Raw genomic sequence first — 22,696 nt, forward strand, 5'->3', positions numbered from 1 at the left:
GTCACCGGCCGGTTCCGGGCACTGCCACGAGGTGCTGCCGCGGACGTCCGCGGCAGCCACCCGTGGCCCTACCGGTCACCTGACCGTCAGCCCACCCGCTTCAGCACCACCAGCGACCGCGCCGCCAGGACGAGCTGGCCGGTCGCGGGGATCGGCTTTTCCCGCTCGCCGACCTCACCGGTCGCGGTGTCCACCACGACCACCCACTCCGGGCCGTAGGTGGGCTCGGGCAGCGTCACCTCGATGTCCTCGTGGTGGGCGTTGAACCCGATGAGGAACGAGTCGTCGACCACCCTCATCCCGCTCTGGTCGAGGTCGGGGATGCCTTCGCCGTTGAGGAAGACGACGATGCACTTGCCGAAGTCGTCCTCCCAGTTCTGCTCGGTCATCTCCTCACCGGAGGGGGTGAACCACGCGATGTCGCGCAGCTCCTCGCCCTTGCGGATCGGCCGGCCGACGAAGAACCGCTTGCGCCGGAACACCGGGTGGGCCTTGCGGAACGCGGTCAGCGCCGAGGTGAAGTCGACCAGCTCGGCGTTCGCGTCGGCCAACGTCCAGTCCACCCACGAGATGGCGTTGTCCTGGCAGTAGACGTTGTTGTTGCCGTCCTGCGTGCGGCCGAACTCGTCGCCGTGCAGGATCATCGGCACGCCCTGCGACAACAGCAGCGTCGCCATCATGTTCCGCCGCTGCCGGGCGCGCAGCGTGAGGACGCCCTCGTCGTCGGTCGGTCCTTCGGCGCCGCAGTTCCACGAGCGGTTGTGGCTCTCGCCGTCGTTGTTGTCCTCGCCGTTGGCGTCGTTGTGCTTCTCGTTGTACGACACCAGGTCGTTGAGCGTGAAGCCGTCGTGGGCGGTGACGAAGTTGATCGACGCGTACGGCCGGCGGCCGTCGTTCTGGTAGAGGTCGGAGGAGCCGGTGATGCGCGAGGCGAACTCGCCCAGCGTCGCCGGCTCACCGCGCCAGAAGTCGCGGACGGTGTCGCGGAACTTGCCGTTCCACTCCGTCCACAGCGGCGGGAAGTTGCCCACCTGGTACCCACCGGGACCGACGTCCCACGGCTCGGCGATCAGCTTGACCTGCGAGACCACCGGGTCCTGCTGCACGACCTCGAAGAACGTCGCCAGCCGGTCCACGTCGTAGAACTCCCGCGCCAGCGTCGCCGCCAGGTCGAACCGGAAGCCATCGACGTGCATCTCGGTGACCCAGTACCGCAGCGAGTCCATGATCAGCTGCAACGTGTGCGGCGTCCGCACGTTCAGGGAGTTGCCGGTGCCCGTGTAGTCCATGTAGTACTGCGGGTCGTCCTCGACGAGCCGGTAGTACGCCTCGTTGTCGATGCCCTTCATCGACAGGGTCGGCCCGAGGTGGTTGCCCTCGGCGGTGTGGTTGTAGACCACGTCGAGGATGACCTCGATGCCCGCCTGGTGCAGGGTGCGGACCATGCCCTTGAACTCCTGCACCTGGTCGCCGGAGCCGGCGAGGGAGGCGTAGGCGTCGTGCGGCGCGAAGAAGCCGATCGTGTTGTAACCCCAGTAGTTGGTGAGGCCCTTGTCGGCGAGGGTGTGGTCGCTGATGAACTGGTGCACCGGCATCAGCTCGACCGCGGTCACACCCAGCCTGGTCAGGTGGTCGATCATCACCGGGTGCGCGAGACCCGCGTACGTTCCGCGCATCCGCTCCGGGATCTCCGGGTGGTCGATCGTGAGGCCGCGGACGTGCGCCTCGTACACGACGCTCTCGTTGTAGGGCGTCCTCGGCAGCCGGTCCTCCGCCCAGTCGAAGAACGGGTTGACCACCACGGACTTCGGCACGAACGGCGCCGAGTCGTCGTCGTTGCGCTCGTCCGGCGCGCCGAACCGGTAGCTGTAGAGGGACTCGTCCCACCGCAGCCCGTCGCTGATCGCCTTCGCGTACGGGTCGATGAGCAGCTTGGTGGGGTTGCAGCGAAGGCCCCGCTCCGGGTCGTACGGCCCGTGCACGCGGTACCCGTACCGCTGTCCCGGTCCGACGCCGTGCAGGTAACCGTGGTGGACGAAACCGCTCACCTCGGGCAGGTGAACCCGCGTCTCGGTGCCGTCGTCGTCGAACAGGCAGAGCTCGACGCGGTCTGCCACCTCCGAGAACAACGCGAAGTTGGTGCCGACGCCGTCATAGGTGGCGCCGAGCGGGTAGGACGTTCCAGGCCAGGCTTTCACGCGCGAGGTATGCCCAGGATCACCCGATCTAACTCTTTCGAGTGCAGGTTGTGCTCGCGATCACCGGGTAACCGGCTCTCATGGCAACACATGATCTGGGCGCGGGCGACGACCAGGCGTCCTACACGCCCCCGCACGACACCGGCTCACCCGACTCGGTCGAAACCGATCCCGCGGCCCTGAACAGCGCGGAGGACCTCGACGAGGACCGCCTCAAGCTGGACCCGCTCGAAGCGGGGATGGACCCGCCGGAGCGGTGGACGGCCGCCGACAAGTACGGCACGACGCCGTACGAGCAGGCCCACCCGCGTCCGCTGGACGACCGGCTGGCAGAGGAACAGCCCGACGTGCCGGTCGTGCCGAGCGAGCTGGACGAGGAGTCGCAGACCGAGGCCGCGGGGCGGGGCCAGCTCGCCGACGAGCCCGGTGGCTCGGTGGCGAGCACGGCACGGACGCCCGACGAGCCGATCTGATCCCGCAGCGGCCGCGCCCGCCGGACGCAACCGTCCGGCGGGCGCCGTTCTGCGCCGAAGCCCGCGTCACCGGTTGAGACGTCCGAACAGGACCTCGACGACGCCGCTCGGCTACCCGGTCACCCCGGCGATCAGCTGCGCCGTCATCCCCCCGCGGTGGAACAGGAACGCGTGGGCACCGGGTACCACCACCGCCCGCCCGTCCGGTGCCGCGGCGGCGAGCCGTTCGACCCAGTGCACCGGCGACAACGCGTCGTGCTCACCGCGCACCACCAGCACCGGGCAACCCACCCGCGCGACGACCTCTTCCGGCCGGTCCCGCTGGGCCGAGCGGACGAAGCGCGCGATCTCCACCGGACCGGCGCGCAGGTAGTCGGGCACCGTCCCGCGCACCACCGAGGGCGGCTCGTGCGGCAGGGTGCGCAGGAACCCGCTGACCAGGCCGCCCAGGCCGCGTTGTTCCGGTGGGAAGGTGGGGCCGAGCAGCACCAGCGACCGCACCAGCTCCGGCCGGGCCGCCGCGGCGTGCAGTGCGGCCTGGGCACCGGTGGAGTGCCCCGCCAGCACCACCGGAGCCGCGACCACCTCCTCGACCCAGTCGCACACCGCCCGCGCGACCGCGCCGATCCCGGCCGGGCACACCCGCGCCGCGCGGTGGCCGAAGCCCGGCACGTCGAGCAGGTGCGCCCTGGTGAAGGCACCGCAGCCGGCGAGGGTGTCGGCTAGGTAGCCGAGTGCGCCGAGGCCGGGCACCAGCACGACGTCGGGCCGGTCGCCGACGCGGTGCCCCGCCGTCAGGCTGCGGAACTCCCGGTCCCCGACCCGGTCCCACCGTTCCCGCACGTGCCGCGGGCGGTCCGGCATGGCTGGCTCCCTCCGCCGTGGTCCACACCGGAACTACCGCTCCCCCGATCGGCGAAACGTGACGCACGGCGGAGATCCGCGTGATTGGACGTCCGGTGCGCGGGAACACCTGCGGTTCCGACGTTCGATCATCGTGAGGTGACCGCCCATGGCAGCAGACCAGTACACCCGGCAGGACCCGAGGGAGCAGTACCCGCGTCCCGGCCGGCAGGAGGGCCAGGAGCAGGAGCACCCCGGCACCGGCAGCCGGATGGGTCCAGAGCCCGACCACGGCGAGCACACCTACCGGGGCAGCGACCGGCTGCGCGACACCAAGGCCGTGATCACCGGCGGCGACTCCGGCATCGGCCGCGCCACCGCGATCGCGTTCGCCCGCGAGGGTGCTGACGTGCTGCTCTGCTACCTGGAGGAGGAGCAGGCCGACGCCGAGCGCACCGCCGAGCTCGTGCGCGAAGCCGGCCGGCAGGCCGTGCTGGTCCCCGGTGACCTGCGCACCGAGGAGGCGTGCCGGGAGGTCGCCCGGCGCGCGGAGGAGGAGTTCGGGCGGATCGACGTCCTGGTCAACAACGCGGCCTACCAGATGGCGCAGGACGAGGGGCTGCTCGGCATCAGCAGCGACCAGTTCGACCGCGTGTTCAAGACGAACGTCTACGCGATGTTCTGGCTGACCAAGGCCGCCGTGCCGCTGATGCGACCGGGTGCGGCGATCATCAACACGTCGTCGATCCAGGCGTTCCAGCCCTCCCCCGAGCTGATGGACTACGCCGCCACCAAGGGCGCGATCGTCAACTTCACCAAGGCGCTCTCCGCCGACCTGGTCGACAAGGGCATCCGGGTCAACTCCGTGGCCCCCGGTCCGGTGTGGACACCGCTGATCCCCGCGACCATGCCCGCCGAGAAGGTCGACGACTTCGGCGCGCAGACACCGCTGGGCCGGGCCGCGCAACCGGCCGAGCTGGCACCGGTCTACGTCTTCTTCGCCTCGCAGGAGTCCAGCTACATCACCGGCGAGGTCCTCGGCGTCACCGGTGGCCAGCTGCTCACCTGACGAGGTGACAACGCGCTGTTTGCCCGCGACCCCGCCGGGTAACCGTGCCGCGTGCGCACCACCGACCGCATCCGCACCACGAGCCTGCCGGCGGTGCCACGCCGGCGGGCTGCGGGCGGGCAACCGCCGGGCTCCCCACCTCCCCCGGACGCGCACGCGACTGACCTCGGGCACGTCCGGAGACGCCGCACGACCCACCACGGCGAGGGAGGAACGACCGCATGCGCATCAGCCGCAAGCCCACGGGTGCCAAGTTCTTCGAGCTGTTCACCGAGATCGGCGCGAACATCGGCAGGAGCGTGGAGCTGCTGGGCGAGTTCGTGCGGGCGCCCGCCGACCGGCGGCAGGAGCTGGCGGAGCGCATGCACGCGCTGGAGAACGCCGGTGACGACGCCACGCACGCGATCATCGAGCACTTGGACCGGTCGTTCGTCACGCCGTTCGACCGGGAGGACATCTACCGGCTCGCGGCCAGGCTGGACGACGTCGTCGACCACATGGACGCCGCGGTCGACCTGGCGACCCTCTACCGCGTGGGTGAGCTGCCCGACGGCGTGAACGCGCAGGTGGACCTGCTGTGCCGGGCCGCCCAGCTGACCGCGGCGGCCATGCCCCGGCTGGCAGAGCCGCAGGAGCTGACCGCCTACTGGGTGGACGTGAACCAGGTCGAGAACGAGGCCGACCAGGTCTACCGGCGGCTGTTGTCGGAGCTGTTCAACGGGCAGCGCGACGCCCTGGAGGTCATGAAGCTCAAGGAGGTCGTGGACGAGCTGGAGGCAGCGGCCGACGCGTTCGAGCACGTGGCGAACGCCGTGCACTCGATCGCGGTCAAGGAGGCCTGATGCTCACCGCGGGCCTGGTGCTCGTGGTGGTGCTGGCACTGGCCTTCGACTTCACCAACGGCTTCCACGACGCCGCCAACGCCATCGCCACCGCGGTCTCCACCCGTGCGCTCACCCTGCGCGCCGCACTCGCGCTCGCGGCGGTGATGAACCTGGTCGGCGCGCTGCTGGGCACCGGCGTCGCGGTCACCATCGCCTCCGGTCTCATCGACACCCCGGTCGGCGACGACGCGCTGCACGTGGTCACCGCCGCCCTGGTCGGCGCCATCGCCTGGAACCTGGTCACCTGGTACTTCGGGCTGCCGTCGTCCTCGTCGCACGCGCTGGTGGGCGGCCTGGTCGGTGCCGCGCTGGTCTCCGCGACCACGGTGCACTGGGCGGGCGTGGTGGAGAAGGTCGTGATCCCGATGGTGGTCTCGCCCGTCGTCGGCCTGCTGCTCGGCTACCTGGTGATGACGGTGATCATGTGGGCGTTCCGCAACGCGAACGCGCACCGCGCGGGCCGGCTGATGCGCCGCGCCCAGGTGTTCTCCGCGGCGAGCCTCGCGCTGGGCCACGGCCTGCAGGACGCCCAGAAGAGCATGGGCGTGATCGTCCTGGCGCTGGTCGTCAGCGGCAACCAGGCCGGCTACTCGGTGCCGTTCTGGGTGATCGGGGCCTGCGCGCTGGCCCTGTCGGCCGGGACGTACGCCGGTGGTCTGCGGATCATGCGCACCCTCGGCCGGCGCATCTTCCACCTCACGCCGCCGCACGGCTTCGCCGCCGAGCTGTCCGCCTCCTCGGTGCTGTACCTGACCGCGTTCGTCTTCCACGCCCCGATCTCCACCACGCACGTCATCACCTCGGCGGTGATGGGCGTCGGCGCCACCACACGCCGGTCCGCGGTGCGCTGGTCGGTGGCGGCGGACATCGCGAAGGGCTGGGTGCTGACGCTGCCCGCGTCCGCTACCGTCGCCGCCGGTGCCTACGGGCTCGTGGCGCTGCTCTGAGCTCCTGCCCGCGGCGGCGGCGGAGCGCTCGAAAGTTCTTCGAAGTTTTTTCGTTATTGCCGGGCGCCGGGGACATCTCCTGGTCAGAGGACCCTGGACCGGCAAGTGAGGTGGGCATGGCGGTGGCCGAGGAACCCGGCGTCGCGACGGTGGTGGCCGCACGCGACGGCGACCAGCGCGCGCTGGACGACCTGGTGAGCGGATACCTGCCCCTCGTCTACAACATCGTGGGGCACGCGCTCGGCGGTCACGCCGACACCGACGACGTGGTCCAGGAGACCATGCTGCGCGCGGTGCACGGGCTGTCCTCGCTGCGCGACCCGGCCGGGTTCCGGTCGTGGCTCGTCGTGATCGCGATGAACCAGATCCGGCTGCGGCACCGCGAAAACCAGCGGGTCCCGATCACCGGACCGGTCCTGGAGGACGTCGCCGACCCCGGCGCTGACTTCGTCGACCTCACGATCATGCGGTTGCAGCTGTCCGGGCAGCGGCGCGAGGTCGTCGCGGCCACCCGCTGGCTCAGCGCCGACGAACGCGAGCTGCTGTCGCTGTGGTGGCTGGAGGCGGCCGGCCGGCTGACCCGCACCGAGGTCGCCGACGCGCTGGAGCTGACGCCGCAGCACACCGCCGTGCGGGTGCAGCGGGTCAAGGCGCAGCTCGACGCCGCGCGGATCGTCGTGCGGACGCTGGAGCGCACGCCGCGCTGCCCCGAGCTGGCCGAGGTCGTCGCCGACTGGGACGGTGACCCCAGCCCGTTGTGGCGCAAGCGGATCGTCCGGCACAGCCGCGGCTGCCCCCGGTGTGAGCGGTGCGGGTACGACCTGGCCGCGGTCGAGGGACTGATCGCCCGGCTGCCGCTGGTGCCGCTGCCCGCCGCGTTCGGGTTCGGGCTCGACCAGTCGGCGCTCGTCGGGACGCAGGTGAGCATCTCCCCCGTCACCACGGCGCCCGCCGCCACCACGACGTCCACGGCGGCGACCGGCAAGTTCGGGGTGTTCCTGCAGGGCGCGCTGGTCAAACCGATCGCCGCCGCGGCGGCCGCCGTGCTGGCCGCGGGCATCGTGGTCGCCGTGCTGCCCTCGAAGGAGGAACCGGTCACCCGCGCGGTGTCCGCGACCACCTCCCAGAGCGCGCCCACGACCACACCGCCGGCCATCACCACCACTCCGTCACCAGCGCCGTCCACGGCGCCGCCGTCCTCGACGACGGTGGCCGCACCGCCCGTGCCCGCCGCGGCGCCGAAACCCGTTGCGGCGTCGGCGAAGAAGGGCGTCAGCACGTGGAACTTCTCCGGCGTCGGCAAGGCGCTCACCGACGTGCGCGCCGGGTGGTACTACAACTGGGCCGTGCACCCGGACGGCATCGCCACGCCGCCGAACGTCGAGTTCGTGCCGATGATCTGGGGCGCGAAGTTCACCGACGACGCCACGATCGCCCGCGCGAAGGCCAACGGGAAGGTGCTGCTCGGGTTCAACGAGCCGGACTTCCCCGATCAGGCCAACATGACGCCGGAGCAGGCGCTCGACCTGTGGCCGAAGCTCGCCGCCACCGGGTTGCGGCTCGGCAGCCCCGCCGTCGCGCACAGCGGTGACAAGCCGGGCGGCTGGCTCGACCGGTTCATGACCGGTGCGGCCCAGCGCGGCCTGCGGGTCGACTTCATCACCGTGCACTGGTACGGGTCGGACTTCAGCGCGGCGGCCGTGCAGCACCTGAAGAACTACCTCGACGCGGTGCACGCGCGGTACGGCAAACCGGTGTGGCTCACCGAGTACTCGCTCATCGACTTCTCCGGCGGCACACCCCGCTACCCGACCCAGGCGCAGCTCGCGGCGTTCGCCCGCGGTTCCAGCGCGATGATGGAGGGCCTGCCGCACGTCGAGCGGTATGCGTGGTTCGCGCTGCCCGCCGACAAGCCCGGCACCGGCCTCTACGCCCCCGGCGGCACCCCGAACCAGGCCGGCGAGGCCTACCGCGACGCGGGCTGAGCTCCCGCTCGCGTCCGCTCGTCCCGTTCCACCCCTGTGTCAGTCCACCCTGCCCGAAAGGACTTCCGATGACCCACGCCCCCACCCCGTCACGGCTGCGGAGGCGCGTCCTGATCGCGGTCCTCGCCGTGGCCGGTGTCGCGGCGTCCGCGGTGACCGCGAACGCGATGTTCTTCTCACCGCCCAAGCCACCGCCGGCCGCGGTCGCGCCGACCACGACCACGACGCCCGCCGCGCAGACCCGCACCGCGACGGCCGTTCCCGGGACTCCCGCTCCCGCTTCCGCACCGGCGACCACCCCGGCCACCACTCCGCCCACCACCGAGGCCGTCGCTCCCCTGCCGCCGCAGGCGCCGATCCCGCCGAACGCGGTGCGCGTGGCGGAGTTCGTGGCCGAGTGCCCGTTCACCCACCGGCTGCCGGACGACCCGATCGTCTTCCCGAACCTGCCCGGTGTCTCGCACATGCACAGCTTCTTCGGCAACGTCTCCACCAACGCCCGCTCGGACGTGACGAGCCTGGGCGGCGCGACGAGCACGTGCAGCCCCAAGACCGACCTGTCGTCGTACTGGGTGCCCACCCTGCTGGTCGACGGCCAGCCCGTCGAGCCGACCGGCACCACGTTCTACTACCTCGGCGAGGGCGTGCGCGACGACGTGATCGCCCGCACCCAGCCGTTGCCGCGGGGCCTGCGGATCGTCGCGGGCAACGCCAAGGCCACCGCGCCGGACGACAGCACGCGGTCGCGCTGGTCGTGCCTGCACGCCGGCCATGTCGGCGCCTCGAAGGACTTCGTGAACTGCCCGGCCGGCACGATGATCGAGTCCTACCTGGACTTCCCGCAGTGCTGGAACGGCAAGGACCTCGACTCCGCCGACCACAAGAGCCACATGTCCTACCCGGTCGCGGGCGACTGCCCGGCCACGCACCCCGTGCCCGTGCCGAAGCTGCGCCAGGTGCTGCGCTACCCGGCCAACGGCGACCCGGCGCGGTTCAGGCTGTCGTCCGGTCCCGGCTACACGATGCACGGCGACTTCTTCAACGTGTGGCCCGAGGCCGAGATGGCGCAGCGCGTGCGCGACTGCATCAACCGGATCGTCAAGTGCGGACCGGACGGCCGCCCGTAGTGCGGGTCCTGCACGTCGCGGTGGTCCTGCTGGCGGCGGTCCTGCCGACGGGGTGCGGTGCGGTGGCCGAGGCACCACCGGCCGCTGTCCCGTCGCCTGCCGTCTCGTCGCCTGCCGTCTCGTCGCCAGCCGGGCCGACCGCGACGGACCTGGCGTTCGTGGACCTCGTGATCCCGCAGAACGAGTCGGCGCTGGCCGCCTTGGCGCTGGTCGCCGGCCGTCCCGGCTCCGCGCTGCGTCCGGTGGCCGAGCAGTTCGGTGCCGGTTATCGAGCTGAGCTGGTCCAGGCCAGGGAGGTGCTCGCGCGGGCGGGCCGGCCGGAGTCCGGTGAGCACGCGGGCCACGACATGCCCGGCATGATCACGCCCGCCGAGCTGGCCGCGGCCGGCGGCGCGCGGGACGCCGACTTCGACGGGCAGCTGCGGACGTTGCTGCGCACCCAGTGCGAGGAGGCGCGGACCGTCGCCCGTGCGGAGCTGTCGGCCGGGACGAGCAGGCAGGCACTCGACCTGGGTGCGCGGATCGAGCGCAGCAGGGCGGAGTTCCTGGTGCTGCTGGGGTCGTGACCGGCTCACCGCGACGGTCATCGGGGCGGTGGTCGAGAATCGTCGCGTGTCTCCTGCGAACGACCTCGACCTCCCCCGGCTGCTGGCCACCGGCAGCACCGGCCCCGCACCCACCGAGCTGGTGGTCCCGGCCCTGCTGCTGCGCGCCCCCACCGCGACGTGGTCGGAGCTCGTCCACATCTACGTGCCGCACGGCCCGACGGTCGCGTTCAGCGGCCGTGACCTCCGTTCACCCGGCATCGCGAAGGCCACCGAGGTGGCCCGTGCGGCGGGGTTCGCGACGGTGGTGCGCTCGCCGGGCGGGCGGATGGTCGCCTACGACGCCGGTGCCGTCGTGATCGACCACCTCGACCGCACCACCGGAATCCGGCACGCCGGCAGCGCCACGTTCGCCGCCAACGCCGAGAGCCACGTGCGGGTGCTGCGCGGGCTCGGTGACGTCGACGCCCGCGTCGGCGAGGTCGACGGCGAGTACTGCCCCGGCGAGTACAGCATCAACGTGGCGGGCACCGCCAAGGTCGTGGGCTCGGCCCAGCGGGTCACCGCGACCGGGTCGCTGTTCAGCACCGTCGTCCAGGTCGCCGTGTCGGACGAGGTCCGCGCCGTGCTCACCGCGGTGTCGCAGGCGCTGGGCTACGGACTGCGGGAGAGCTCGATCGCCGGGCTGGCCGACTACGCGCCGGGGCTGTCCTCGGCGGAGGTCGCGGCGGCGTTCGCGGCGGACTACCGCGACCGGCTCGGGTTGGCCGACGGGCAGGTCCCCGCCGCGGTCGCCGCCCACGCGGCCGGGCTGGTGCCGGAGGGAGCGGGACCGTTCCACGTGGACGACTGGACCCGCGCGCACCCGGTGCCCAGCACCTGACGCCCGATGCCGGTCACCCGGGACCGATCCGCTCCGGCAACCCCGCCGCTGCCGTCAGCAGCAGCACGGCGAAGCTCAGCGCGTAGCCGTTGACCGTCCACTCCAGCTCGGTGACCGACGCGCCGAGGTCCGTTCTGACCGCCGTCAGCGCGGTCGTCACGAGCACCCACGTGCGGGTGGCCACTGTCCTTCCCCCTCTGGCTCCGGCCGGTGTCACCCGACGCCGGCACTTCGGGGGTGTGGACCCGTGGAGGCGGTGAAAGGAATCGGAAGGGTTCAGCCCAGTGCGGTGCCCTGCGGTTGCGGGCACTGGCCGCCAGGCGTGGTCAGCAGCTCGAAGTGCCACATCTCGTTGGCGAACGCCTGGCAGAGCCCGTGGTCCGCGCCGTGCTGGATCAGCCAGTCCGCGGCGGCGGTCGGCCCGATGTCGATGGCGTGCCCGGTCACGTGCTTCGACTTCTCCGGCGGGTGCACGAGCTTGCGGGCCTCCTCCGCGCTGCGGTACCGCGCGGTGGCCTCGTCCAGCAGCCGCTGCTGGTACCGCTTGCTGCGCCAGCCCGACGTCACCTTCAGCTCCACCCCGCGCGCCGCGGCGTCCACGGCGGCCGCCCGCACCGCCGCGAGCAGTGCGGGGTCGAGGTTGGCGATGGCGGGGTGGTCGTTGTCCTGCAACGAGATGCTCTCGTTCTCCGGGATGCTGCCGTCACCGTCCGCCCGGGAGCTGCCACCTCCCGAGTGGACGGTGCCGGCCTCCGGCGGTGTCGCACAGGCCGTCACCACGAGCACGAGCACCACCGCGCAGGCGGTGCGAAGTCCGTTGCCGCCCGCGTGTCCCCGCATCACCACTGGTTCATCTCCTCGTCGTCGCGCGCCGGGTGTGTCCGACGTGCTCGACGATGCCGCGCCGATGTGATCGGCCGTCGCGCGGAATGTGCTCGTTCTGCAACGACCTGTCGACGGGGTGCCCGTGAGGACCGCTCGTCCGGGAACAGCGGACCGCGCCGGGTGGCCGGTCAGGTCACGCAGTTGCCGCGTTCCAGCTCCTTCGCGCGCCGGGCCACCTCACCCGACCACGCGAGCTGCGGCCGGCGAACCGCCGCTGCTGTACCACCGGCTCGTCCGGTCTCACTCGACGTCGTCACCGCCGAGGCCCATGCCGCCGGTCCCGCGGCCGTCCTCGTCGGGGACGTCCTCGGGGGTGTCGCTCGGCGGCCGCCGTGACACCTCGGCCTCCGTCTCGGTCAGGGGTGTGCCGCTCGCTTCCTCCGCGGCTCCCCGCTGCACCGTCTCCTCGTCCCGGTCCGGTCCCGTCACGGCACTCTCCTCCTGGAGGTCGGCTTCCGTCCGTGCGGCATACCCGGCGGCGGCGCGTTGAACCGGCGAACGCGGTGCGGACCGCGCGAACGCAGATCCGCACCGCGCTACCGGACCCGCGCGGTTGCTGGCTGTTGAACAACACTGCCGAACACAGCCCGACCACACGCGCGGTGCCGCCGCGTCCGGCGCACCGGGCCCGGCGGACCGGGAGTTCCCTGCCGGGTCCGGTGCTACGCCTGGTTCCACAGAGGACTGGGGGGTTTTCGTGATCACGATTTGGCAGCGCTCTCGCGGTCGGCCACGGCGGTGCTGCGCGGCTGCGGCCCGGTGTTCCGCGACGCCCATGCCCCCGTGCTCCGCCGCACGCGTGTGGACAGCGGCTGCCCGCTCGTGCGCACGCGCGGAGCTGATCAGGCTCTCCCGCAACCGCTGTCGTGCCTGCGCCGCGTGCAGGCGCGCCTCGGCCGGCGCGGCCATGGCCGTGCTGACGTCACCCGAGCTCGACGCCCTGCCGGCCCGCGTCTTGAGCCGGGCCCGGCGCGACTCCAGCGCACGGATGCGCCGTTCCACTCCGTGCACCCGTACCGCACCCGTGTACCGGCGGCCGTTCCGGGTAACCACCCGCATGGCCACCGACACCGCAGGCCCGCCGGGCGAGGGCCACCTCGGACTCCCCGCCGAGCGCGAACCGGACCTGGCTGCGCACCTGACCAGGATCGCCCGTGCGCTCCAGCAGCAGCACGGCGAGCAGGAGACGATGGACGCGATCGTCCACGCCGCGGCCGGGACCATTCCGGGTGCCGAGCACGCGGGCATCATGACCGTGCTCGGCCGCAGGGAGATCCGGACCGTCGCCACGACCGGTGACCTGCCGTGCGAGGTCGACCAGGCGCAGCTCGCGTCCGGTGAGGGTCCCTGCCTGACCGCCCTGTACGACGAGAAGATCGTCTCCGTTCCTGACGTCGCCGGTGACGACCGGTGGCCCGTGTTCATCGGGAAGGCCGCGGACCTGGAGGTCGGCAGCATGCTGTCGTTCCAGCTGTTCGTGCAGGACGAGGACCTCGGCGCGCTCAACCTGTACTCCGCGCGAACGGGTGCGTTCGACGACGAGTCGTGGCACGTCGGCAGCCTGTTCGCCGGGCACGCTGCGATCGCGCTCGCCTCCGCCCAGGAACGCAGCCAGCTGAGCGCGGCGGTGGCGACCCGCGACCTGATCGGCCAGGCCAAGGGCATCCTGATGGAACGCCACCAGATCACCGCGGACCAGGCGTTCGCGGTGCTCACCCGCGCGAGCCAGCACACCAACCTCAAGCTGCGCGACATCGCCGAGCAGCTCACCAGGACCGGCCGCCTGCCGGCTCCCGGTCGCTGACCGCTCCGGTGGTTGCACACCGCCAAACGGAGGTACGCTGCCGTGTCGCTGTGTGTCAGCACCCGGACGACCACGACGGCACCGGAGTCGCCGACACGCACGGACGCAATCTCGTCGGGAACAGGACGTTCTGGACGCACGGGCGCACTCCCCCTCAGGGTGAAACCACTGAGCCGAGCTGCCTCCTGAAACCGACCGCATTCCTCCTCGGCGGCGCCGTCGAACCGGGGACCCGGCGCTTGTGCAGGTCGGGCGGCCGGGCGGGCTGAGGTGTCGCACCAGCACCACGGGGTACTCGTGCACGACGTCGAGCTTGAGGAGCACAGGTGCGCAGGAACCTGTTCGTCGTCGGAGCCTCAACCGGTGGTTCCTCCGCGCTGCCGGTGATCCTCGCCCGCAGCGAGGCGCTGCGGCTGGCGAAGGGGCCGACGGAGAACGTCATCGGCCCGCCGCGGCGGCAAGAGGTGCGGCGGTGGTCGGCGTGGTCAAAAACGGGAACGGCCTCGCGCTCGTGCAGTCCCCTGACGACGCCCTGTGCTCCGGAATGCCGGAGAGCGTGCTGCAACCACGTCGACATGGATCACGTGGCGGCGGCTGCGGAGATGGGCGGCCTGGAGCGAGCGCTGTGGACGGCGCTGCGCACGCTGGAGGAGAAGACCGCGCTCGCCCGGCGGATGGCCTCGCACTCCCGGCAGGCCGGGCGCGAGCTCGCCGCGGCGCGCTACGACAACCAGGAGGAGACGCTGGTGGCATCCGAGGTCCTGCGCAAGCACCTGCTGCGCTCCGAGCTGCGGGAGGGCGCCGCCGCGTGACCGACATCGACATCAGGACGGCCGACCTGGCCGGCGTCGTCGTGGCGACACCGGTGGGGCGGCTCGACCTGTCGTCCTACCCGGCGTTGCGCGACGGCCTGCTCAAACAGGCGACGGTCGCGCCGGACGCGCTCGTCGTGCGGCTCGGCCCGGACTTCGAGTCGGCGAGCCGGGCGATGCTGGCGGTCTTCGCCACCGTGTGGATGAAGGTCTCGCAGTGGCCCGGCGTGCCCGTGGTCCTCGTCACCGAGACCGAACGGCACCGGCACGAGCTGCGGCGCAGCGGCGTGAGCCGGCACGTGGCCACGGAGAACGACCTCGCCTCGGCACTGCGGCGGGCCGAGGAACCGCCACCGCGCCGCTACCGGCGGCTGACGTTGCCGAAGTCCCTGCTGGCCGCGCTGGTGGCGCGCGACGAGGTGCGCACCGCCTGCGAGGAGTGGCGGCTGCCCGAGATGCTCGAACAGGCACTGGTGGTGGTCAGCGAACTGGTCGAGAACGCGGTGCGGCACTCCGGTTCCGAGGCCGTGCTGCGCATCGAGCTGCACTCCAGCGGCCTGTCCCTGGCCGTGTGCGACGACAACCCCGATCCCCCCGTCCGGGAGTCCTCCCCGCCGGGCGAGCCGGGCCACCGCGGACTGGAGCTGGTCCACCGGTTGTCCCTCGCCTGGGGCTCTTCCCCGTCCCTCGACGGTGGCAAGATCGTGTGGGCCGTGCTGGCGCTGCGGGTGAACCGGTAGTTCTGCCGCCGTAAGCGCCCGTCGCCTCGACCTGAAGCAGCGCGTCTTCCGCAAGGCGCCCAACGGTTCCGGCAGCGCGGTGAACCGGCGCGGGCACGAAGTCGTCGTCCGGGTCGTGTGCAGCTCGTTGCGCAACAACGGTGGTGAGCCGGGTGGAGCGATCCTGGTGATGGAGCAGCAGGCCGACTGAGGCGGCGGGGGCGGTCACGTCATCCAGCCACGACATTCAGCCACCGCACCCCGGTCACCGCGCCCCGGTCACCGCACCTGACCACCGACGGCCGGTCCAAGCCATCCCGAATCCAAGATCCCCGGTTCAAGCCACTCGCACGGGCCGCTCCGGCAAGATGACGGGGTGAGTGCCCCGCGTCGAGGCCGGCCCACCGGTCCCACCGGACCGGTCATCGGCCGTGCGCTGCAACTGCTCGACGCGTTCGACGCCGAGCACCGCGAGCTGACGCTGAGCGACCTCGCGCGGCGGGCCGGGTTGCCGTTGTCGACCGCGCACCGGCTGATGCAGGAGCTGTGCGCGTGGGGTGCCGCCGAGCGGGGTGCGGACGGGCTCTACCGGATCGGGCTGCGGCTGTGGGAGCTCGGCTCGCTCGCGCCGCGCGGTCCGGGGTTGCGGGAGACCGCGTTGCCGTTCCTGGAGGACCTGTCCCAGGTCACGAGGGAGAACGTGCAGCTCGCCGTCCGGGAGGGCACCGAGGTCGTGTTCGTCGAGCGGATCGCGGGGTCGGTCGCCGTGCCGGTGCTGACCCGCGTGGGCGACCGGTTCGCGCTCACCGCCACCGGTGTCGGCCTGGTGCTGCTCGCGCACGCGCCGGTCGAGGTGCAGGAGGACGTGCTGAGCGGCCCGATCGACCGCTACACCGCCAGGACCGTCACCGATCCGGCCCAGCTGCGGCGGATGCTCGCCGCCGTCCGGTCGAACGGCTTCTCGGTCAGCGACCGGCAGGTGACCATGGACGCCCTCTCGGTCGGCGCGCCGGTCCACGACGAGCACGGCGAGGTCGTCGCCGCCGTGTCGCTGGTGGTGCGGCACGGCACCATGACGCCGCACGCGCTGGCGCCGCTCGTGCGCACCAGCGCTCAGGCGATCTCCCGAGCGCTCTGCGGCTAACGGCGTCAGGGCTTCCATTTTCCGGAAACGGCGCTTCGCCGCGTGCGGTGGTCTCCGCCACGCTGTGCTCTCCCACCACGGAGCAACACCGGCGAAGGAGCCCGAATGACCGGCTTTCCGCGCGACCAGTGGTACGTCGCCGCGTACGGGTCCGAGATCGAGCACGACCTGTTCAGCCGCACCGTCTGCGGTGAGCCGATCCTGTTCTGGCGCACCCGTGGCGGTGCGGTGACGGCGATGCCGGACCGGTGCGTGCACCGGCGGTTCCCGCTGTCGCAGGCGCCGTCGCGGCTCGTCGACGACCAGGTGGTGTGCGGCTACCACGGGTTCACCTACGACGCGGGCGGCCGGTGCGTCGCCGTGCCGGGGCAGACCCGCATCCCGCGCACGGCCCGGCTGCTGCCCTACCCCGTGGTGGAGCAGGACTCGTTCGTGTGGGTGTTCATCGGCGACCCGGAGAAGGCCGACGCGGCGCGCATCCCGCGGGCGCCGTGGCTCGTCGCGCCGGACTACACGACGGTGTGCGGCATGGAGCCGTTGCAAGCCAGGTACTCGCTGCTCGTGGACAACCTGCTGGACCTCTCGCACGAGACCTACCTGCACGGCGGCTACATCGGCACACCGGAGGTCGCGTCCACCCCGATCACGACCGAGGTCGACGAGGACGCGGGCATCATCTACGTGTCGCGGCACATGGACGACGCGGAGTGCCCGCCGTTCTACTCGAAGTCGACGGGCCTGGAGGGCCGGATCGCGCGCTGGCAGGACATCGAGTACACGCCGCCGTGCCTGTACAAGCTGCACAGCCGCATCGCGCCAGTCGGGTCCACGCCGAACCCCGACGGCACCGACCCGGACGCGTTCCACGTCGAGGTCGTGTACGCGATCACGCCGGAGACCGAGACCTCGACGCACGACTTCTGGGCCGTGGCACGGGACTTCGCGCTCGGCGACGAGGAGGTCTCGGCGTTCCTCGCGGAGAGCAACCGCACCGTCGTGCTGCAGGACGTCGTGGCGCTGAACGTGCTGGAGCAGGTCATCGCGTCCGAGCCGGAGGGCTACCAGGAGCTGTCGATCAACATCGACACCGGCGGGCTGGCCGCGCGGCGGATGCTCGGGCGCCTGTGCGAGCCGGCGTGAACGCGCTCACCGGCGAGCGGGTCAACCGCGTCCACTGGGTGCCCGGCACCGACCGGCTCCGCGCGACCTGCCACTGCGCGGCGGAACGCGAGTTCGAGGGCCCGGTCGAGCTGTGGGACTGGCTGCTCGCCCACCCCGCGGGGCACACGCCGTGAAACTGCTGCTGGAACGCAAGGAACCGGTCGCCGACGGGGTGGTGCTGCTGACGTTGCGGCACCCCGCGGGCGACCCGCTGCCGCGGTGGACGCCGGGCGCGCACGTCGACCTGGTGCTCGCCGACGGGGTGGTGCGCCAGTACTCGCTGTGCGGCGACCCGGCCGACACCGCGGTCCTCCAGGTGGCCGTCCTGCTCGAACCGGGCGGCCGCGGCGGCTCGCGGCACGTGCACGAGGTGCTCACCGCCGGGCAGGAGGTCGAGGTGCACGGGCCGCGCAACCACTTCGAGCTCGTCGAGGCGAAGCGGCACCTGTTCATCGCGGGCGGCATCGGCATCACGCCGATCCTGCCGATGATCGCCGCGGTGACGGCGGCGGGAGGTGACTGGCGGCTCGTCTACGGCGGCCGGACGCGGTCCTCCATGGCGTTCCGCGCGCAGCTGGAGCACCTGCCCGCGGTGGAGCTGCGCCCCGAGGACGAGCACGGCCTGCTGGACCTGGCCGCGCTGCTGGGCGAACCCGAGGAGGGCACGGCCGTGTACTGCTGCGGTCCGGAAGGCCTGCTGGCCGCGGTCGAGCAGCACTGCGCGCGGTGGCCGGAGGGCACCCTCCACGTCGAACGGTTCGCGCCGAAGCCCGGCGCCGGCGAGGGACCGCGGCAGGACTTCGAGGTCGAGCTGGCGCAGACCGGGACCACGGTGCGGGTGCCGGCGGGACAGTCCGTGCTCGACGCCGTCGAACGGGCCGGGGTGTCCGTGCTGTCGTCCTGCCGGGAGGGCACCTGCGGCACGTGCGAGACGGGCGTGCTCGACGGCGTGCCGGACCACCGGGACTCCGTCCTCACCGCGGCCGAACAGGACTGCGGCGACGTGATGATGATCTGCGTGTCCCGGTCCCGCTCACCGCGGCTGGTGCTGGACCTCTGACCGGCGGCGCGGCTCAGGCCGGTGGTGCCAGCACGACGGCCGAGTTGTGCCCGCCCATGCCCAGCGACGACTTGATCGTGATGCCGTCCGCGACCGGTGTGGGCCCGTTGAGCAGCCGCGGGTGTCCCGGTGCGACGACCGGTGGCGCCGGGACGACCCCGCAGTCGTAGGCCATGGCCGTCACCGCGACCTCCACGGCGGACGCGGCGCCCTGGCAGTGGCCGGTCAGCGGCTTCACCGAGTAGATGCCGGTGTCCGGTCCGAACAGCTGTTCCAGCACGGCGGCCTCGGCGGCGTCGCACTGGGCCGTGCCGGGACCGTGGGCGTTGAGGTAGCGCACGTCGGCGGCGCTCACGCCGGCGTTGTCGAGCGCGTCGGTGAAGCAGGTGGTGATCTGGTCGAGCCGCGGGTCGATCGAGGTCACGTGGTAGGCGTCGTGCGACATCGCGCCGCCGAGCGTCATCGCGTACGGGTTGGACGCGCGGCGCGACAGGACGAACGCCACGGACGCCTCGCCCATCACGAAGCCGCGGCTGCCCTGCTGGAACGGCCGGCACGCGTCGAGCGGCTCGGCGTCCACGATGGCCACTCCCAGGCGGACGAAGTGGGCCACGTTCTCCGGGGTGAGGGACAGGTCCGTCGCCACGAACACGACGTCGTCGACGATTCCGGCGTCCAGCCAGGCCTTGGCGGTGATGAGCCCGGCGTTGCCGGACGCGCACATCGCCGAGACGTTCATGGCCGGACCGTGGAAACCGTATTCCTGCATGAACATCGACATCGGGGTGGACGGCATCAACGCCAGGTAGTCGTGCACCGGCAGATCGCCTCCGCGCGTGACGTAGAACTCGCGCCACAGGTCGACCTCGCCGAGCACGACGGCGTGCAGCAGACCGACCCGGCGGCCCGGCTGCCAGCCGCGCGCACCGGCGTCCTCGACCGCCTCCCTGGCCGCGGCCCGCATGGCCTGGGTGAACCGGCTCGGCCCGTCGGCCGGGTCGCCGCCCTCGCCCACGCACGCAGCCCAGACGGTGTCGCCGGGGAAACGGGCCAGCTCAGGCACCACGACGGCGGCCGGTCTCCCGCTCACCAGACCGTCCCAGAGCGACTGGCGGCCCCAGCCGTACGCGCTGACGACGCCGATTCCGCAGACACCCACACCACGCGCGACCATATCCCGCTCCCCCACACCGAGGGCCGACACCTCACACCAGCATAAACGGGTCGGTCGGCTCGCGAACACATCAATCGGCAGTCTACAATGGACTGTTGACGGGACCCCTGGCCGCCCGTCGCTCCCGGCGACCGGATATAACGGCTCACCGTGTTCACGCCAGACGGGTGCGGCTCTGGCACGGTGTGTAGTAGGACTTCACGATGGCCACGCCACCGCGAGTCCGGGGGACGATCGGATCTGGGAGCGACGACGTGAGCGGCCTGACCGGCGACGCCGAGTTCGACCACGAGCTGCTGGCCGACCTCGCGCTCTCGGTCGGTGCCGCCGTGGCGTGGTGGCTGGACCTGGGCACCGACCGGTTCGGCTGGACGGCGGGCCTCGACTCGGTGCTCGGCCTGCCCGGTGCGGACGCCGACGCCGTGCGCGCCCGGCTGACCGAGCTCGTCGCGCCGCTGACCGTGGCGGCGCGGGTGGCCTCGGCGTGGCAGGAGTTCGAGCTGGAGCAGCCGCTGGAGACCCCCGGCGGCCGGCGCTGGCTGCTGTTCCACGCCCGCGTCTCGGCCCGCGGTGGTGAGCGGGCGCTGGTCGGCGTCGCCGCGGACGTGACCCGGCGGCACGCCCAGCAGCAGGAGCTGGCCGACCTCGCCGACCGCTACCGGCTGCTGGTGGACCTGTCGCCGGACGCGATCGTGGTGCACGAGGCCGGTGTGCTCGTGTACGCGAACCCGACAGCGGTCCGGTTCGTGCGGGCGCAGTCCGAGGGCGACCTGCTCGGGCGGCCGATCACCGACTTCGTCCACCCGGACTCGCAGTCCGACATGCTGCGGCGGATCGAGAAGCTGACCGTGCCGGGCGCGACCAGCGACCCCGCGGACGCCGTGCTGCTGCGGCGCGGCGGCGGCACCCTGGACGTCGAGTCGGTGTCGGTGCGCACGACCTGGGAGGGCCGGCCGGCGTTCCAGGTGATCATGCGGGACGTCACCGAGCAGAAGGCGGCCGCCGCGGCGCTGACCTACCAGGCCGCGCTCGTCGCGCACGTCAGCGACGCGTTGATCGCCACCACCGCGGACGGCGTCGTGACCAGCTGGAACCCCAGCGCCGAGCACGTCTACGGGCACCGCGCGGCCGATGCGATCGGCCAGCCCATCGGCGCCGTGGTCGGCGCCGCGCTGTACCCGGCCGCCGTGCTGGAGGCGGGTGGCGTGGCCCAGGCGGAGCACCACCGCTCCGACGGCGAGGCGCTGGCGGTGCGGGTGTCCGTGGCGCGGATGGCCGACGGCTACGTGCTGATCTGCGCCGACGAGACCGCGCGCCGCCGGGCCGAGCGCCACTTCACGGCCGTGGTCGCCGCGATCGAGGAGGGCGTGCTGGTGGTCGGCCCGACCGGCCTGGTCGAGTCGGTCAACCCGGCGGCCGAACGGATTCTCGGCGTGCGCGCGCAGGACGCCATCGGTCAGGCGGCGTCGCTGACCGAGCTGCACGACGAGGCGGGCCGTCCGGTGCCGGTGGACCAGTTCCCGTCCGCGATCACCAGGGCGACGGGCCGTTCGCAGCACGGCCGCATCCTGCGCGCGCTGCGGCCGGACGGCACCCGCGTCTGGCTGTCGCTGAGCGCCCGCGCGCTCAACCAGGACGGCCGGCTGCCGTCGGCGACGGTCGTGTCGTTCACCGACATCACCGAGCGCCGCCTGATGGACAGCAGGCTGGAGCACGAGGCGACGCACGACGCGCTGACCGGCCTGTGCAACCGCACGGTGACGATCAACCGGCTCAGCCCGGCCGCGCGGGCGCACCGCTCGGGGCTCACCGCGGTGCTGTTCATCGACCTGGACAAGTTCAAGGTCATCAACGACTCGCTGGGCCACAGCGCAGGCGACGAGGTGCTGCGGGTCGTCGGCACGCGGCTGAGCCGCAGCTCCCGCCGGGGTGACGTGGTGGGCAGGCTCGGCGGCGACGAGTTCACCGTCATCGCCTACGGCGTGGCCGGCCCCGAGGAGGCGCACGCACTGGCCGGCCACGTGCGCGCCGAGCTCAACCGGCCGATCACCGTGCAGGGCCGGCAGCTGCACGTCGACGCGAGCGTGGGCATCGTGCTCGCCGACCCGAGCGACGCCCGCGACGGTGCCGACCTGCTGCGCGACGCCGACCTCGCCATGTACCGGGCGAAGACCGACGGCCGCGGTCGCATCGCGTTCTTCGACGTGGAGCTGCGCGACCGCATCCAGCGCCGGCTGCAGCTGGAGCAGGACCTGCGCCGCGCGCCGCTGAGCGACCAGCTGTGGCTCGCCTACCAGCCGATCATCGACGTCGCCACGGGCCGCCGCACGGCCGTGGAGGGCCTGCTGCGCTGGACGCACCCCCGCTACGGCCTCATCTCCCCCGGCGAGTTCATCACGCTCGCCGAGGAGAGCGACCTGATCAACATCATCGGCGCGCACATGCTGCACACCGCGACCCGCGAGCTCGCCGTGCTGGCCCCGCACCTGCAGCTGACCGTGAACCTGTCGGCCCGCCAGCTCGACGACCCGTGGCTCGTCTCGGCCATCCGGCACGCCACCCACGAGGCGGGCCTGCCCCCGGAGTCGCTCTGCCTGGAGATCACCGAGAGCGCCCTGATGCGCGATCCCGCACTGGCCGCCCGCACCCTGTCGGCGCTGCGCGACCTGGGCGTGCGGCTCGCGATCGACGACTTCGGCACCGGCTACTCCTCGCTCGCCCAGCTGCTCACCCTGCCGCTGGACACGCTCAAGATCGACCGGTCGTTCACGTCGGGCCTGGGCCGGTCCGCGGAGGCCGAGGCGATCGTCACGAGCATCATCGCCATGGCCCACGCGGTCGACCTGAGCGTCATCGCGGAAGGGGTGGAGCAGGCCGAGCAGCTCGACGTGCTGCGGGAGCTGGGCTGCGACCAGGCGCAGGGGTTCCTGCTGGGCCGGCCGGTGCCGCTGGCCGACCTGTGAGCCGCGGCCGGAGCCGTCCG

22 protein-coding genes are annotated in these 22,696 nt (G+C 72.4%); 16 read left to right on the forward strand and 6 right to left on the reverse strand.

Annotation, left to right across the window (positions count from 1 at the left end; genetic code table 11):
* Positions 1–86: 86 nt before the first annotated feature.
* A complete protein-coding gene (glgX, locus tag AB0A63_RS01535; RefSeq protein ID WP_360384078.1) occupies positions 87–2,198 on the reverse strand; it encodes a glycogen debranching protein GlgX in 2,112 nt (703 codons plus the stop codon).
* Between the two features lie 80 nt (positions 2,199–2,278).
* On the opposite strand from glgX, the gene AB0A63_RS01540 reads away from it, so the two are divergent.
* On the forward strand, positions 2,279–2,671 hold the full coding sequence (locus AB0A63_RS01540; protein WP_360384081.1) for a hypothetical protein: 393 nt from the start codon (positions 2,279–2,281) through the stop codon (positions 2,669–2,671).
* A 111-nt stretch (positions 2,672–2,782) separates the two neighbouring features.
* Here AB0A63_RS01540 and AB0A63_RS01545 read toward each other — a convergent pair whose 3' ends face one another.
* The gene (locus tag AB0A63_RS01545) at positions 2,783–3,535 is read right to left on the reverse strand and encodes an alpha/beta fold hydrolase (RefSeq protein WP_360384084.1); all 753 of its coding nucleotides are present in this window, start codon (positions 3,533–3,535) and stop codon (positions 2,783–2,785) included.
* A 148-nt stretch (positions 3,536–3,683) separates the two neighbouring features.
* Here AB0A63_RS01545 and AB0A63_RS01550 point away from each other — a divergent pair, with 148 nt between their 5' ends.
* The 7 genes from AB0A63_RS01550 to AB0A63_RS01580 all read left to right on the forward strand — a co-directional run bounded on the left by AB0A63_RS01550 (position 3,684) and on the right by AB0A63_RS01580 (position 10,954).
* A complete protein-coding gene (locus AB0A63_RS01550; protein WP_360384087.1) occupies positions 3,684–4,583 on the forward strand; it encodes an SDR family oxidoreductase in 900 nt (299 codons plus the stop codon).
* A 221-nt stretch (positions 4,584–4,804) separates the two neighbouring features.
* Positions 4,805–5,425 (forward strand): DUF47 family protein, encoded by a 621-nt coding sequence (locus tag AB0A63_RS01555; RefSeq protein WP_360384090.1) that lies wholly within the window; start codon positions 4,805–4,807, stop codon positions 5,423–5,425.
* Positions 5,425–6,414 carry an inorganic phosphate transporter gene (locus tag AB0A63_RS01560; RefSeq protein ID WP_360384092.1) on the forward strand — a complete coding sequence of 330 codons (990 nt, stop codon included), beginning with the start codon at positions 5,425–5,427 and terminating at the stop codon, positions 6,412–6,414. The genes AB0A63_RS01555 and AB0A63_RS01560 overlap by 1 nt, the downstream gene beginning before the upstream one ends.
* A gap of 122 nt (positions 6,415–6,536) precedes the next feature.
* Positions 6,537–8,399 carry a sigma-70 family RNA polymerase sigma factor gene (locus AB0A63_RS01565; RefSeq protein WP_360384095.1) on the forward strand — a complete coding sequence of 621 codons (1,863 nt, stop codon included), beginning with the start codon at positions 6,537–6,539 and terminating at the stop codon, positions 8,397–8,399.
* 68 nt (positions 8,400–8,467) lie between these two features.
* A complete protein-coding gene (locus AB0A63_RS01570; RefSeq protein ID WP_360384098.1) occupies positions 8,468–9,526 on the forward strand; it encodes a DUF1996 domain-containing protein in 1,059 nt (352 codons plus the stop codon).
* On the forward strand, positions 9,526–10,092 hold the full coding sequence (locus AB0A63_RS01575) for a DUF305 domain-containing protein (protein WP_360384101.1): 567 nt from the start codon (positions 9,526–9,528) through the stop codon (positions 10,090–10,092). The genes AB0A63_RS01570 and AB0A63_RS01575 overlap by 1 nt, the downstream gene beginning before the upstream one ends.
* A 46-nt stretch (positions 10,093–10,138) precedes the next feature.
* The gene (locus AB0A63_RS01580; RefSeq protein WP_360384104.1) at positions 10,139–10,954 is read left to right on the forward strand and encodes a hypothetical protein; all 816 of its coding nucleotides are present in this window, start codon (positions 10,139–10,141) and stop codon (positions 10,952–10,954) included.
* Between the two features lie 13 nt (positions 10,955–10,967).
* On the opposite strand, the gene AB0A63_RS01585 is transcribed toward AB0A63_RS01580, so the two are convergent.
* The 3 genes from AB0A63_RS01585 to AB0A63_RS01595 form a co-directional block, all read right to left on the reverse strand.
* The gene (locus AB0A63_RS01585; RefSeq protein WP_360384107.1) at positions 10,968–11,138 is read right to left on the reverse strand and encodes a hypothetical protein; all 171 of its coding nucleotides are present in this window, start codon (positions 11,136–11,138) and stop codon (positions 10,968–10,970) included.
* 92 nt (positions 11,139–11,230) lie between these two features.
* Positions 11,231–11,794: a M15 family metallopeptidase gene (locus tag AB0A63_RS01590; protein ID WP_360384960.1), complete on the reverse strand. Its 564-nt coding sequence runs from the start codon at positions 11,792–11,794 to the stop codon at positions 11,231–11,233.
* A 285-nt stretch (positions 11,795–12,079) separates the two neighbouring features.
* Positions 12,080–12,268, reverse strand: coding sequence for a hypothetical protein (locus AB0A63_RS01595; RefSeq protein ID WP_360384110.1), 189 nt, complete (start codon positions 12,266–12,268; stop codon positions 12,080–12,082).
* Between the two features lie 346 nt (positions 12,269–12,614).
* On the opposite strand from AB0A63_RS01595, the gene AB0A63_RS01600 reads away from it, so the two are divergent.
* The 7 genes from AB0A63_RS01600 (at position 12,615) to AB0A63_RS01630 (ending at position 18,539) form a co-directional block, all read left to right on the forward strand.
* Complete coding sequence (locus AB0A63_RS01600) at positions 12,615–13,643, forward strand: GAF and ANTAR domain-containing protein (RefSeq protein WP_360384113.1); 1,029 nt, start codon at positions 12,615–12,617, stop codon at positions 13,641–13,643.
* 326 nt (positions 13,644–13,969) lie between these two features.
* Positions 13,970–14,455, forward strand: coding sequence for a hypothetical protein (locus tag AB0A63_RS01605; protein WP_360384116.1), 486 nt, complete (start codon positions 13,970–13,972; stop codon positions 14,453–14,455).
* On the forward strand, positions 14,452–15,195 hold the full coding sequence (locus AB0A63_RS01610; RefSeq protein WP_360384119.1) for an ATP-binding protein: 744 nt from the start codon (positions 14,452–14,454) through the stop codon (positions 15,193–15,195). Before AB0A63_RS01605 ends, AB0A63_RS01610 begins: the two co-directional genes overlap by 4 nt.
* A 403-nt stretch (positions 15,196–15,598) precedes the next feature.
* Positions 15,599–16,318, forward strand: a complete 720-nt coding sequence (locus AB0A63_RS01615) for an IclR family transcriptional regulator (RefSeq protein WP_360384962.1) — start codon at positions 15,599–15,601, stop codon at positions 16,316–16,318.
* Positions 16,319–16,423: 105 nt separating this feature from the next.
* Complete coding sequence (locus AB0A63_RS01620; RefSeq protein WP_360384122.1) at positions 16,424–17,458, forward strand: aromatic ring-hydroxylating dioxygenase subunit alpha; 1,035 nt, start codon at positions 16,424–16,426, stop codon at positions 17,456–17,458.
* Positions 17,455–17,613: a hypothetical protein gene (locus tag AB0A63_RS01625; RefSeq protein WP_360384125.1), complete on the forward strand. Its 159-nt coding sequence runs from the start codon at positions 17,455–17,457 to the stop codon at positions 17,611–17,613. Before AB0A63_RS01620 ends, AB0A63_RS01625 begins: the two co-directional genes overlap by 4 nt.
* Positions 17,610–18,539, forward strand: coding sequence for a PDR/VanB family oxidoreductase (locus AB0A63_RS01630; RefSeq protein ID WP_360384128.1), 930 nt, complete (start codon positions 17,610–17,612; stop codon positions 18,537–18,539). The genes AB0A63_RS01625 and AB0A63_RS01630 overlap by 4 nt, the downstream gene beginning before the upstream one ends.
* A gap of 13 nt (positions 18,540–18,552) precedes the next feature.
* Here AB0A63_RS01630 and AB0A63_RS01635 read toward each other — a convergent pair whose 3' ends face one another.
* Positions 18,553–19,713: a beta-ketoacyl synthase N-terminal-like domain-containing protein gene (locus AB0A63_RS01635; RefSeq protein WP_360384131.1), complete on the reverse strand. Its 1,161-nt coding sequence runs from the start codon at positions 19,711–19,713 to the stop codon at positions 18,553–18,555.
* A 203-nt stretch (positions 19,714–19,916) separates the two neighbouring features.
* On the opposite strand from AB0A63_RS01635, the gene AB0A63_RS01640 reads away from it, so the two are divergent.
* Positions 19,917–22,676 carry an EAL domain-containing protein gene (locus AB0A63_RS01640; protein ID WP_360384134.1) on the forward strand — a complete coding sequence of 920 codons (2,760 nt, stop codon included), beginning with the start codon at positions 19,917–19,919 and terminating at the stop codon, positions 22,674–22,676.
* The last annotated feature ends 20 nt before the right edge of the window (positions 22,677–22,696 follow it).

This window comes from Lentzea sp. NPDC042327 (genome assembly GCF_040647275.1).
Lineage (GTDB): Bacteria > Actinomycetota > Actinomycetes > Mycobacteriales > Pseudonocardiaceae > Lentzea.

What these genes read in the sequence shown, in the direction of transcription:
- AB0A63_RS01635 (WP_360384131.1), bottom strand. Translation starts at nt 19,713, where the DNA reads ATGGTCGCGCGTGGTGTGGGTGTCTGCGGAATCGGCGTCGTCAGCGCG.
- AB0A63_RS01620 (WP_360384122.1), top strand. Translation starts at nt 16,424, where the DNA reads ATGACCGGCTTTCCGCGCGACCAGTGGTACGTCGCCGCGTACGGGTCC.
- AB0A63_RS01640 (WP_360384134.1), top strand. Translation starts at nt 19,917, where the DNA reads ATGGCCACGCCACCGCGAGTCCGGGGGACGATCGGATCTGGGAGCGAC.
- AB0A63_RS01555 (WP_360384090.1), top strand. Translation starts at nt 4,805, where the DNA reads ATGCGCATCAGCCGCAAGCCCACGGGTGCCAAGTTCTTCGAGCTGTTC.
- AB0A63_RS01540 (WP_360384081.1), top strand. Translation starts at nt 2,279, where the DNA reads ATGGCAACACATGATCTGGGCGCGGGCGACGACCAGGCGTCCTACACG.
- AB0A63_RS01590 (WP_360384960.1), bottom strand. Translation starts at nt 11,794, where the DNA reads ATGCGGGGACACGCGGGCGGCAACGGACTTCGCACCGCCTGCGCGGTG.
- AB0A63_RS01550 (WP_360384087.1), top strand. Translation starts at nt 3,684, where the DNA reads ATGGCAGCAGACCAGTACACCCGGCAGGACCCGAGGGAGCAGTACCCG.
- AB0A63_RS01600 (WP_360384113.1), top strand. Translation starts at nt 12,615, where the DNA reads ATGCCCCCGTGCTCCGCCGCACGCGTGTGGACAGCGGCTGCCCGCTCG.
- AB0A63_RS01545 (WP_360384084.1), bottom strand. Translation starts at nt 3,535, where the DNA reads ATGCCGGACCGCCCGCGGCACGTGCGGGAACGGTGGGACCGGGTCGGG.
- AB0A63_RS01560 (WP_360384092.1), top strand. Translation starts at nt 5,425, where the DNA reads ATGCTCACCGCGGGCCTGGTGCTCGTGGTGGTGCTGGCACTGGCCTTC.
- AB0A63_RS01570 (WP_360384098.1), top strand. Translation starts at nt 8,468, where the DNA reads ATGACCCACGCCCCCACCCCGTCACGGCTGCGGAGGCGCGTCCTGATC.